Source organism: Amycolatopsis sp. NPDC004169 (assembly GCF_040610315.1).
In the GTDB taxonomy this organism is placed as follows: domain Bacteria; phylum Actinomycetota; class Actinomycetes; order Mycobacteriales; family Pseudonocardiaceae; genus Amycolatopsis.
Genome location: NZ_JBEXMD010000030.1, coordinates 1 through 11,169 on the forward strand (window position 1 = coordinate 1; position 11,169 = coordinate 11,169).

An 11,169-nucleotide genomic window follows, 5' to 3' on the forward strand; every position below is an offset into this window, starting at 1 on the left:
GGGTCGGTGCCCTGGGTGCGGCCCTCCTGCGGGGTCGCGAACTGCTTCTCCGCGATCTCCTGGGTCAGCTCGTCCGGCGGCTGGTCCTCTCCGGACCCGGCGACGGCTGCCTCCCAGGAGCTACTTTGGAGACGAACCCGGCGATCGACGCCGCATTGGCGCGGCGGCTGGTCGACACGCAGTTCCCGCAGTGGGCCGGGCTGCCGCTGACCCGGTTCACCCCGGCCGGCTCGGACCACGTGATCTTCCGGCTGGGCGCGGAGCTGTCGGTGCGGCTGCCGCGGCACGCCGGCGCGATCCGGCAGGCCGCGAAGGAAGCCGAGTGGCTGCCGCGGCTGGCACCGCACCTGCCCTTGGCCGTCCCCGAGCCGGTCGCGGTGGGCGAACCGGGCTTCGGCTACCCGTGGCCGTGGGCGGTGTCGCGCTGGCTGGACGGCGAAGTGGCCACCGTCCCGGCGCTGTCGGGGTCGCACGAGGCCGCCGTCGAGCTGGCCGGGTTCCTGACCGCGCTGCACCGGTTCGACGGCGAAACCGCGGACGTCGCCGGGCGTCCACTGGCCATGCGGGACGGTGCGACGCGAGCTGCGATCGAGCAAGTCGGCGCGGTGTTCGACACCGCGGCGCTGACCGGGCTGTGGGACACCGCGCTCGCGGCTCCGGCGTGGGCAGGCCCGCCGGTCTGGTGCCACGGCGACTTCCACACGGGCAACCTGCTGACGACCGGCGGCCGCCTCACCGCGGTCATCGACTTCGGCGAACTCGGCGCCGGCGACCCGGCCTGCGACCTGATGATCGCGTTCACGCTCCTGTCGGCCGAGACGCGGGCCACGTTCCGCGCGGCACTCGGCGTGGACGAGGCCACCTGGACCCGCGGCCGCGGCTGGGCGCTGGCGACGGGGTTGAACGCCTACGTGCACTATGCCGCCGTCAACCCGCGGGTCGCGGCGCAGACCACCCGCCAGATCACCGAGGCGCTGGCCGGGTGAAGGCTCAGTACTCCTTCTTGATGACGAAGTACGAGCCGCGGATGGTCCCGGCCAGCTTCGACTTCTGGCGGGCGAACTTGAAGGAGGACAGTTCCTCCGGCACGTCCATCCCGTCGGAGAGCTTGAAGCCGACCGCGCGCTTGCCGCCGTCGTCCAGGGTGTACAGGACGTTGATCGACAGGCCGTTCTCGTAGAAGACGTACGCCCACCGGATGTTCTCGACCTGGAACTCGGTCGCCTCGAGCGGGCGGGAGGCGATGACGATGCCGCGTTCCTCGTCCAGGATGCGGTGCACCCAGCCGACGGTCGCCTGCGCCTCGGCCGCGGGCTCGACGGTGAAGACGTGGTCGTACTTGTTCTTGAAGTAGCGGGCCTCGTTCGCCCGCAGCCCGGCCAGCGCGCCGGCCACCGGCGACGACTCCAGGCCTGCCGTCGATACGGTGTCGAAGTCCACGGTCTGGGGCATGGCGATCCTCCGCTGGTCCGGGTCGGGCCCAGCGTAGATCCTTTCCGGAAAAAAGTCCGGGAGGAGTGTCGGATCGCGGGGGCGGCGTTCGTGGCACAGGTGGAACAGGCACGAGGAAAGGATCCGGCATGCAGTATCTCGTCTCCGTGATCGACGACAAGGTCGATCCCGGCCGCACGGACCGGCAGCCCGTCATCGAGGAGTTCAACGACCGGCTGATCGCCGAGGGCTACTGGGTGTTCGCGGGCGGGCTCGCCGACACCGACGCGGCCACGGTCGTCGACAACCGCGGTGAGCAGGCCGTGCTGAGCGACGGGCCGTTCATCGAGTCGAAGGAGTACCTCGCCGGCTTCTGGGTGTGGGACGTCCCCGACCTGGACGTCGCGCTCAAGCTGGCCGCCGAGGCGTCGAAGGCCTGCGACCGGAAGATCGAAGTGCGGCCCTTCCGGTGACCGACGCCCAGGACGCGGTGATCCGGGCCCACCGCGAGGAGTGGGCCCGGGTGGTGGCCGCGCTGACCCGGCGCTTCGGTGACCTCGACGTCGCCGAAGAGGCGGCCGCCGAGGCCTTCGCGACCGCCGTCGAACGGTGGCCGGGCGACGGGGTGCCGCCCAACCCCGGTGCCTGGCTGACCACCACCGCCGTCCGCAAGGCCATCGACCGGATCCGGCGGGAGAACAAGCGCGACGACAAGCACCAGGAGGCTCGGATGGTCCACGACGACACCCCGCCCGAGCCGCTCGGCGTCATCGACGACGACCGGCTGCGGCTGGTCTTCACCTGCTGCCACCCGGCGCTGGCGACGCAGTCACGGGTGGCGCTGACCCTGCGCCTGGTCGGCGGCCTGACCGTGCCCGAGATCGCCCGCGCCTACCTGGTCAAGGAGACCGCGCTGGAGCAGCGGATCACCCGCGCGAAGGCCAAGATCAAAGCGGCGGGCATCCCGTACCGCGTGCCGTCCGCCGAGGACCTCCCGGCCCGCGTGGCCGGCGTGCTCACCGTCCTCTACCTGGTCTTCAACGAGGGCTACCTGGCGACCGGCCCCGGCACCGACCCGATCCGGCAGGACCTCACCGCCGAGGCGATCCGGCTCACCCGCCTGGTCCACGCCCTCCTCCCGGGCGACGGCGAGGTGACCGGGCTGCTGGCGCTGATGCTGCTCATCGAGGCCCGCCGCCCGGCCCGGGTGGCGGCGGGCGAATTGGTCCCCCTCGCCGAGCAGGACCGCGGCGCCTGGGACACCGCGCTGATCGCCGAGGGCCACCGGCTGGTGCGCGAGCGTCTGGCCGCCGGGGTGGCGCCGGGCCGCTACCAGATCCTCGCGGCGATCAACGCCGTGCACACCTCGGCCCGCGACATCCGCGACACCGACTGGTCGCAGGTCGTCGCCCTCTACGACCAGCTGGTCCGGGTCGACGCCTCGCCGGTCGTCGCGCTCAACCGGGCGATCGCGGTCGCCGAGTTCGACGGCCCGGAGGTCGCCTTGGCGGCCGTCGACCGGCTCGGCGACCGGCTGTCCGGCTACCACGCGTACCACGTGACCCGCGCCGACCTGCTGCGCCGGCTTTCCCGCGGCGAGGAGGCACGGGCGGCGTACGGCAAGGCCATCGAGCTGGCGGGCAACACGGCCGAGATCGCCTACCTGACCCGCCGCCGAGACCAGCTGGCCTGAAGTCCACATCGGACAGTCCGCCGGTGCGGCCGGTGTGGCGGGGCGGGTTGATCCGGGGCCGAGCTGTGTCGCGGTGGTGATCGGCCCGTGCCGGGCCGGTCGCCCGCCGTTGCCGAGTTCACTCGGCGACGGCGGCCGCCCCCGGCAACAACAGTCCGGGCGGCGGGGTTTCCCACTCGTCGAACACCGGTGGTGCGGTGTAGTCGTCGACGCTGACCCCGGAAAGGTCGACCTCTCCGCCCGTGAACCGGGCGCCGCGGAAACTCACTTCGCCGCCCGTGAAGGCTGCTCCCTCGAACTGGACCCGGCCGCCGCTGAATTCGGCCTTCTCGAACGTCACCCTGGCGCCCTCGAACGAAGCGCCGCCGAACCACACTTCGCCGCCGCTGACGTGCATTCCGTCGAACGAGAGCCAGCCTTCGGGGAACCGGGCCAGGCTCAACAAGAGCCGGCCGCCGGTCAGCTCGATGCCCGCGAAATCCGCCGAGCGGAGCACCGCGCGGAGGAGGTTGAACTCGTGGCCCTGCCAGCTCACCGGGGCGCCCGGGCGGAGGTGGTCGCTGAGCACGCTCGTGATCGAGAGGCGCACTTCGGACTCTTCGTCGTGGTACCACGGCGAATCCGTCGCGGGCTCGTACGGGATGCGCAGATACGCGCACAGCACGTCGATGCACACTTGGCGCTGCTCGGGCCATTCGTCGGCCAGGCTGGCGATGGCGTAGACGCCCGCGAGCCGCACGGTCGGCTTCTCGTGGCCGAGCTGGGCGCACGCGCCCGCGAAGCGCTCGTTCAGGACCTTGCCGCGCTCGCGGGCTTCGGCCGCCTCGCCGATCCGCTGCTTCCGGTAGGCGACGACCAGCGCGACGACCCCGCCGACCCCGGCCACCACCGACAACGCGATCTTGACGACGTTCAGCCGGGTGTCCGCGCTCGGTGCGGCCGGCAGCCCCAGCGCCAGCCACAGGAGCACGACGGCGACGGCGAACACGCCGAGCCCGGTCAGCACCACCGCGACGATGTGCCGCCGGATCGGCCAGAGTTCCTTGGTCTGGGACGCGGCCACGGCGGGATCTTAGAGCGCGACCTCGGGTCACGTCTCCGGAACGGGTTCGAGGACGACCACCGGGATCTCGCGCTCGGTGTAGGTCGCATAGGTCGCGTACGGCCGGTAGATCGCCACCGCACGCTCCCACAGGCGCGCCCGCTCCGCCCCTTCGGCCACGCGCGGGTGCACTCGGCGGCGTTCGCCACCGGGCAGTTCCACCTCGGTGGCCGCCATCGCGGTCAGGTTGTGGAACCACGCCGGATGCGCGTCCACGCCGCCCTTCGACGCCACCACGACCAGGCGCGGCGAGTCGTCGAGGTAGATCAGGGGGCTGATCCGGGCGGTGCCGGACCGGCGGCCGACGTGGTGCAGCAGCAGCACCGGCGCGCCACCGAAGTACGACCCGCCCACCCGGCCGCCGGTCCGGCGGAACAGGAAGGTGTTGAGCCGGGTCAGCTGCCGCTGCAGCTTCCAGTAGCGGGACGTCGGTGCGGGCGGCTTCGGCATGACCGCAATACTGTCAGAGTGTGACAAGTGTCGTCAACTGACAAGAGTCTGTTCGTGACGCGATGGCCGTATGCTGGCCGGCATGGAGGAGCTCGGCCTGCGGGAACGGAAGAAGCAGCGGACGCGGGAAGCGCTGATCAACGCGGCCCAGGAGCTGTTCTGCGCCAACGGCTTCGAGGCCACGACCGTCGACCAGATCGCCGAAGCGGTCGAAGTCTCCTCGCGGACGTTCTTCCGGTACTTCGCCTCGAAGGAAGACGTCGCACTGGCCCTCGCGGACGAGCAGATCACCGCCGTGCTCGCGGCGTTCGCCGGCCAACCGGCCGGCCTGCCGGTGCTGACCGCGCTGCGGACGGCCGCCGTCGGCGTCATCCGGGCGGCCGAGACCGCCCCGCGCTTCCCCGGCCTGCAGGACCTGATCTCGGTCAGCCCGGCGCTCACCGCCGCCCGCATCGAACGGGCCACCGCCCGGTTCGACGAGGTGGCCGGGCTGATCGGCGCGCGCATGGGGGTCGACCCGGCGGCGGACCCCCGGCCGCACCTGGTGGCTTCGGTGGCGCTGTGCGCGGTGCAGACCGCGGTCGTCGCCTGGCGGGCGGCCGGCAGCCGGGCGCCGGAGTCCGAGCTGACCGGGCAGGCGTTCGACCTGCTCTCCCACGGCCTCGACTACCCCGCCGGGCCTTAGCCGGCCCGGTGCCCGCGGCCGGCCCGGAAAAATCTTGGGGATCGCCGGGGAGAACCGCCGCCGCGGGGCCACGGAATGGCTGTACCGAGAAGGGAGCAGCCGATGCTGAGTGTGGTGCCGAGGGGGCCGGTGCACCGGTCGATCGTGGTGGTGGACATCGCGGGATCGTCCCGCTGGGACAACCCCGCCCAGCTGCGGGCGCGGGCGGCGTTGACGCGGATGATGCGGACCGCCTTCCGGGCGGCCGGAGTCGGGTGGTGGCGGCTGTCCATTCAGGACCGTGGGGACGGCCTGCTCGTCATCGTGCCGCCCGGGGTGTCCAAAGCGGACCTGCTGGACCCGTTCGTGCCGCGGCTGGTCGCCGAGCTGCGCGCGTACAACGCCGTCGTCGCGCCGCCGCGGCGGATCCGGCTGCGGCTGGCGGTGCACGCGGGGGAGCTGCTGCGCGCCTGGCCGCGGTGGGTGAGCGAAGACGTGAAGCTCGCCTGCCGGCTGGTCGACGGCGAACCGCTCTACGAACTGCTCGCGCGGTCGGGCACCGACCTGGCCGTCGTGGTGTCGGAACGGATCCACGACGGCGTCGTCCGGCACGGCTACAAGGGCATCGACCCGGACGGCTACGCGCCGGTGCGGATCCGGGTCAAGGAGGTCGACGCGCCGGCGTGGCTGCGGGTGGACGCGGACCCGGCCTCGGCCGACCGGGTCCGCGTGCCGGTCAGCCGGGCGGGCGAAGCGTGAGCGTCGTGCCGTCACGCCCGGCGAACACGCTGTCCAGCGCCGCGTCGTAGGTGACGCGGCCGGCGCTGGTCACGCTGAATGCGAACCGCCGTCCGCCGGGCGCCAGCGCGTAGTGGGTGCCCGGCAGGAGCCGCAGGACGCGTGGCTGCCGGGCGTCCCACCAGCCGGCGCCCTCGAGACCGAACTGCGGGTACCCGGACCCGGTGGCGTCGATCGTGACCGGGAACCCGTGGACGGCGAGCGTGCCGCCGCCCGCCCCGGTGAGCAGGCCCTGCAGGGAGGAGTCGTAGCCGACGAGACCGCTGCTGCCGACGGTGAAGGCGACGGTCGTCCCGCTGTGGGTGACCACGCGGTGGGTGCCCGGCAGCAGCCGGAATTCGCGGACGGCCTGCGGCGTGCGCCAGCCCGTGCCGCTCACGGTCGTGTTGTCGTAGCCGAGGTCCGTGACGTCCAGCGTGACGCGGAAACCGTGCACCTGCAGGGTTTTGCCGCCGTCGGCGCGGGTGAGCGGCCCTTCGAGACCGGCGGCGTAGCCGACGGTCCCGTCCGTGGTGATGGTGAACGGCAGGGAGTTCCCGTTGGCCGTCACGACCGAATGCGTTCCGGGCAGGAGCCGGAACGTGCGGACCGCCTGCGGGGCAGGCCAGCCCGCGCCGCTGATCGTCATGTTGTAGTAGTCGACGTCGGTGGCGTCGAGGGTGATCGGCACGCCGTGCACGGCGAGGGCCCGGCCGTCCCAGGTGAGCATGCCGTGCGGGTCCGTCGGGAAGGTGATCCCGCCGGTGGCGGTGAGCGTGAACGGCAGGGAGTTCCCGTTGGAGGCCACGACGGTGTGCGTGCCGGGCAGGAGCCGGAACGTGCGGACCGCCTGCGGGGCGGGCCAACCGGCACCGCTGACCGTCATGTTGGCGTAGTCCGTGCCGGTGGCGTCGAGGGTGATCGGGATGCCGTGCACGGCGAGGGCCTGGCCGTCCCAGGTGAGGAGGCCGTGCGGGTCCGTGGGGAAGGTGATCCCGCCGGTGCTGGTGACGGTGAACGGCAGCGAGTTGCCGTTGGCGGTCACCACGTTGTGCGGCCCCGGCAGCAGCTTCAGGTGCCGGACCGGTTGCGGCGCCGGGAACCCGGTGCCGCCGACGGCCATGTTGTAGTAATCCACACCGGACACGTCGAAGGTGACGTCGTGCCCGTGCACCGACAGTTCCGCACTGCCGCCGCCCTGCAGCGTGCCTTCCAGCGACGGGTCGTACCGGACCACGTAGTCGTCGGTGACGGTGAAGGGCAGCCGCTGTCCGGCCGGGGTGGCGAGCGTGTACGCGCCGGGGGCGAGGTTCAGGGCCTGTGCCTGCCGGGTGTCACGCACGCCGACGCCGGAGATGGTCACCGTCGTGTACGAGACGGCGGTGGCGTCGATCGTGATCGCCTGCGGGTGCGGGGTCGTCGTGGTCGGTGGCGGGGTGGTCGTCGGCGGCGGGGTGCTGGGTGGTGCGGTGGTCGGCGGTGGGGTGCTGGGTGGTGCCGTGGTGGGCGGCACGGTGCCGGCCGGCGGGCTGCTCGGCGGCACCGTGCTGGGCGGCGGTGGCGGTGCTGTGCTCGGCGGTGCCGTGGTGGGCGGCGGCGGTGTTGTCGACGTCCGCGAAGCGGGCGGCTGGGCCGCCGCGGACGAGCCGGGTGCCGGATCCGCCGGCGGCACGCGGTTCCCCGGGGTGGTCGTCGTGGGCGGGGGCGTGCTCTCCGGGGCCGTCACGGCCACCGGCACCGCGGCCGGCGCGCTCACCGTCGGCGCCCCGCCGCCGGGCGTGGTCGTCGCGGGCGCGCGCGGGGCGTCCGCCACCGGCGGCACGCCACCGCCGTCCGACCCGCCCAGCACCGCGGCCACGATGGCCGCCGCGGCCGCGATCCCGCCCGTCGCCGCCGCGACGATCCGGTGGGTCACGTCCGGGTTGTCCCGCACGAACCGGGTGACCCCGTCGGCCTTGCGCACCAGCGCGGGCCGGGACGACAGCAGCCGGCCCGCGAGGTTCGCCGGTCCCGCCAGCGGCACCGGCACCGCCAACGCGGCCGCCGCCTGAGCCTGCGCCGACGAGACCCCGCCTTCGCCCACCCGGTCGAGCAGCGCGACGAGCGCCCGGCGGCGTTCCTCGTCGTCTTCGGCCAGGTGCAGCAGCCCGGGACCGAGGGCCCAGCGGCTGTAGTCGCGGGCTTCGTCGACGCGCGTCGAGCACGTCGCACAGCCGGCGGCGTGCTTGAGCACCGCGCGCGTCCGCTCCGGGTCGAGCAGCAGCCGGCGGCCCGCGCGCAGCTGGTCGGCGTCGAGCACCTCGCACAGCCCGGCGCAGTCCGCGCGGCCGATGCGGGCGAGGACCAGCGCCGCGATCGCGTCGAGCATCCCGAGGCGGGAGCGCTGCAGCTGCCGGTTCACGATGTCGACCGGCCGGCCCAGCTCCTTCGCCAGTTCCGCGCCGACGACGCGCCGCCCCCGCTCGACGGTGAGCCGGACGTGGGCGCGCATGATCGTGGCCAGCCCGTCGCCGAGCCCGTGGGTCGCCGCGTCCAGCGTGGCCCACAGCTGCCGCTTGCCGAGCAGCACCTCGTACTCCGACGGCAGGTCCGGAAGGTCGGTCCGGGCCAGCTCCAGCTGCTGCTCGCCCGGCTCCTGCGCGACCTCGGCGGGCAGCTCGTGATCGCGGTCCTTGGCCCGGTAGCGCTCCTTGAGCACGTTCTTGGCGATCCCGATCAGCCAGGCTTCGAGCACCTCGGGCCGCGCGCCCTGCCGCAGGCCCACGAGGGCGCGGAGGACGACGTCGCTCACGCAGTCGTCGACGTCCGACGCGTTGGGCACCCGGCGGCTCACGAAGGCCCGGACGCTGGTGCGGCAGTGTTCGAAGATCTCCGCCTCGGTCATCGTGCGGCCCTCCGGGTGGCGAGGCGGGTGCCCGTCTCCAGCAGCCATTCACGGGCCGGCTGCCCGCACGGGCAGGGCAGGTGCCCGACGAACTGCGCGAAGGTGTCGTGGGTGGTTTCCCACGACAGCGTCCGTTCGCGCAGGATCCGCCAGCAGCGCTGGAAAACCGGACGGGCGTACCGGCCGTAGAGCACGTCGAGCGCGCTCCAGTCACCGTCGTGCAGCCGCGCCACCAGTGCGCGGTCTTCTTCCTGCTCGGTGCGCAGGACGTCCATGGCATCTCCCGAGGTCGGCAACTCCGTCGCCTGGCTCGTGGCGCCCCGGGCCGGTTTCTCCCCGCGTGAGGCGAAAATTCCGCAGCTATTTTCACGGCCGGAACCGGTACCGGGAAGGCGTCCGGCCCGATTGTCAAGCTTTTGTCCCGCTTCGGGGCTCCGGCCGCCGGGGCGTTCTCGCGGGCGATGGACAGGCCCAGCCCGCTGCCCTCGGTCTCGCGCGGGCGTGGTCGCCGCGGGCGAACCGGTCGAACACGATCGGGAGCAGGTCTTCGCGGATGCCCGGGCCGGCGAAACCGCTCGGCAACGCCTGGCTGCTCGCCGCCGCGCGGAGCGCGCTCGACTGCGGCGACCTCGCGGAGATCCGGCGTTCGACGCGGGACCCGTTGACGCTCGAACGGTTCTGGGCCAACCTGACCGGCGCCTGGCACCGCACCCAGGTCACCGTTCCGGCGGATCCGTTCGCAGCCGAGCGGAAGTTCTGCGGAGGGCCGTGACGCGCTCCGACAGCGTCGCGGCCGCAACGGCGACGGCCAGCAGTGCGACACTGCCGGCGACGTCCAGGACGTAGTGGTTCCCCGTGGCGAGCACGTCCGCCGCCATCAGCAGCGGGAACGCCCACGCCAGCAGGGCCAGGCGCGGGTGCGTGGCGCGCAGCGCCGTCCACACGGCATACGCGCACCACAGCGACCAGCCGACGTGCATGCTCGGCATCGCCGTGTGGTGGGTGGGTTTCGTCCAGCTCGCCACGCCCAGGAAGTCGTACCGGGCCACGATGTCGGCCGCACCCGGCAGGGCGAACCGCGGCGGTGACATCGGCACCGCCCAGTAGACCGGCAGGACCAGGGCCGTCATCGCGACCATCGTCCGGCGGACGTGCCGGTAGACCTCGGCGTGCCGCACGAACACCCACAGCAGCACGCCGGCGACCACCACGTAGTACAGGCGGTACAGGTACACCGCCAGGTGACCGAGGACGGGCTGCCCGGCCAGCCAGGCGTTCACGCCGCCCTCTATGTCGAAGTGTGCCAGGTGCTCGATGGCCTGCAGGGCCTGCGCGTTGGCTTCGGCGGCCGCGAAGTCCGTGCCCACGAGGGCGTCGAGCCGGGCGAAGACGAAGAACCACACCAGCAGGAAGGCGGCCTCGACGAGCGCGCCGGTACCCCGCACGAGCACCGCCTTCACGCCGGCAGGGTCCGCCGCAGGAACTCGGTGGTCAGCTCCCAGGACCGGGCCGCCGCCGCGGGGTGGTGGAACATCGGGGCCACGTTGTTGTGGAACGCGTGCCCGGCCTCCTCCTGCACGTGGATCTCCGCACCCGGGTGCGCGGCCACGGCGGTCTCCACCACGGCGACATCGGACCGCGGGATGTACGGGTCCTGGCCGCCGAAGTGGAACTGGATCGGGCACTCCACACGGGACAGGCCGTCGATCTGTTCCGGGACCCTCGAGCCGTAGAAGGACACGGCCACGTCCGGGTCGCCCTCGGCCGCCGCCGCGAAGGCCAGCGAGCCGCCGAGGCAGAAGCCAAGAACGCCGACACCGCCGGTTACCGACGGCAGCGAACGCAGGTGGGCGACCGTGGCCAGCACGTCCGCCAGCCCCAGCTCCGGGTCGAAGCGGCTCGCGACCTCCACCGAAGCCGCGACGCCGGCTTCGTCGTGCGTCGACGACCAGCCCGGCGCCGTCCGCCGGAACAGCTCCGGGATCGCCACCACGTACCCGAGCGCGGCCAGGTCCGCGGCGACCGAGCGCAGGTAGTCGTCCAGGCCGAAGATCTCCTGGAGCAGCACCAGCCCGGGGCCGCGGCCGGCTTCCGGGTACCGGATCGGGAGGTCGTCGAGCATCGGGTTCGTCACCCGATCACCGTACTGGTTCCGCGGCCGGGAGCGT

Annotated in this window: 13 protein-coding genes; 6 read left to right on the plus strand and 7 right to left on the minus strand. The window is 73.1% G+C overall.

The annotated features are described in order from the left end of the window. Window positions 1-155: 155 nt before the first annotated feature. Window positions 156-986 carry an aminoglycoside phosphotransferase family protein gene (locus ABZX11_RS32210; protein ID WP_354920289.1) on the plus strand — a complete coding sequence of 277 codons (831 nt, stop codon included), beginning with the start codon at window positions 156-158 and terminating at the stop codon, window positions 984-986. A gap of 4 nt (window positions 987-990) precedes the next feature. On the opposite strand, the gene ABZX11_RS32215 is transcribed toward ABZX11_RS32210, so the two are convergent. Next, window positions 991-1,452 (minus strand): phage tail protein, encoded by a 462-nt coding sequence (locus ABZX11_RS32215; protein ID WP_354920052.1) that lies wholly within the window; start codon window positions 1,450-1,452, stop codon window positions 991-993. Window positions 1,453-1,580: 128 nt separating this feature from the next. On the opposite strand from ABZX11_RS32215, the gene ABZX11_RS32220 reads away from it, so the two are divergent. Then, window positions 1,581-1,904, plus strand: coding sequence for a YciI family protein (locus ABZX11_RS32220; RefSeq protein WP_176175609.1), 324 nt, complete (start codon window positions 1,581-1,583; stop codon window positions 1,902-1,904). Further along, a complete protein-coding gene (locus ABZX11_RS32225; protein WP_354920055.1) occupies window positions 1,901-3,124 on the plus strand; it encodes a DUF6596 domain-containing protein in 1,224 nt (407 codons plus the stop codon). Before ABZX11_RS32220 ends, ABZX11_RS32225 begins: the two co-directional genes overlap by 4 nt. 118 nt (window positions 3,125-3,242) lie before the next feature. Here the strand turns inward: ABZX11_RS32225 and ABZX11_RS32230 are convergent, their stop codons facing one another. Next, window positions 3,243-4,187 (minus strand): pentapeptide repeat-containing protein, encoded by a 945-nt coding sequence (locus ABZX11_RS32230; protein WP_354920058.1) that lies wholly within the window; start codon window positions 4,185-4,187, stop codon window positions 3,243-3,245. A gap of 27 nt (window positions 4,188-4,214) precedes the next feature. After that, window positions 4,215-4,676, minus strand: a complete 462-nt coding sequence (locus ABZX11_RS32235) for a nitroreductase/quinone reductase family protein (protein WP_354920061.1) — start codon at window positions 4,674-4,676, stop codon at window positions 4,215-4,217. Between the two features lie 82 nt (window positions 4,677-4,758). Here ABZX11_RS32235 and ABZX11_RS32240 point away from each other — a divergent pair, with 82 nt between their 5' ends. Together ABZX11_RS32240 and ABZX11_RS32245 are read left to right on the plus strand one after the other, a co-directional pair. After that, a complete protein-coding gene (locus ABZX11_RS32240; RefSeq protein WP_354920064.1) occupies window positions 4,759-5,361 on the plus strand; it encodes a TetR family transcriptional regulator in 603 nt (200 codons plus the stop codon). A 102-nt stretch (window positions 5,362-5,463) separates the two neighbouring features. Further along, window positions 5,464-6,099, plus strand: coding sequence for a hypothetical protein (locus ABZX11_RS32245; protein WP_354920067.1), 636 nt, complete (start codon window positions 5,464-5,466; stop codon window positions 6,097-6,099). On the opposite strand, the gene ABZX11_RS32250 is transcribed toward ABZX11_RS32245, so the two are convergent. Next, entirely contained in the window at window positions 6,077-9,001 is a 2,925-nt protein-coding gene (locus ABZX11_RS32250; RefSeq protein ID WP_354920070.1) for a sigma factor, read from the minus strand. The two genes, ABZX11_RS32245 and ABZX11_RS32250, sit on opposite strands and share 23 nt — an antisense overlap. After that, window positions 8,998-9,276 carry a hypothetical protein gene (locus ABZX11_RS32255; RefSeq protein ID WP_176175616.1) on the minus strand — a complete coding sequence of 93 codons (279 nt, stop codon included), beginning with the start codon at window positions 9,274-9,276 and terminating at the stop codon, window positions 8,998-9,000. Before ABZX11_RS32255 ends, ABZX11_RS32250 begins: the two co-directional genes overlap by 4 nt. Window positions 9,277-9,554: 278 nt before the next feature. On the opposite strand from ABZX11_RS32255, the gene ABZX11_RS32260 reads away from it, so the two are divergent. Next, window positions 9,555-9,773, plus strand: coding sequence for a hypothetical protein (locus ABZX11_RS32260; RefSeq protein WP_354920073.1), 219 nt, complete (start codon window positions 9,555-9,557; stop codon window positions 9,771-9,773). On the opposite strand, the gene ABZX11_RS32265 is transcribed toward ABZX11_RS32260, so the two are convergent. Together ABZX11_RS32265 and ABZX11_RS32270 are read right to left on the minus strand one after the other, a co-directional pair. Beyond that, on the minus strand, window positions 9,718-10,461 hold the full coding sequence (locus ABZX11_RS32265; protein WP_354920076.1) for a phosphatase PAP2 family protein: 744 nt from the start codon (window positions 10,459-10,461) through the stop codon (window positions 9,718-9,720). The two genes, ABZX11_RS32260 and ABZX11_RS32265, sit on opposite strands and share 56 nt — an antisense overlap. Beyond that, complete coding sequence (locus ABZX11_RS32270; RefSeq protein WP_254897214.1) at window positions 10,458-11,135, minus strand: dienelactone hydrolase family protein; 678 nt, start codon at window positions 11,133-11,135, stop codon at window positions 10,458-10,460. Before ABZX11_RS32270 ends, ABZX11_RS32265 begins: the two co-directional genes overlap by 4 nt. Between the last annotated feature and the right edge of the window lie 34 nt (window positions 11,136-11,169).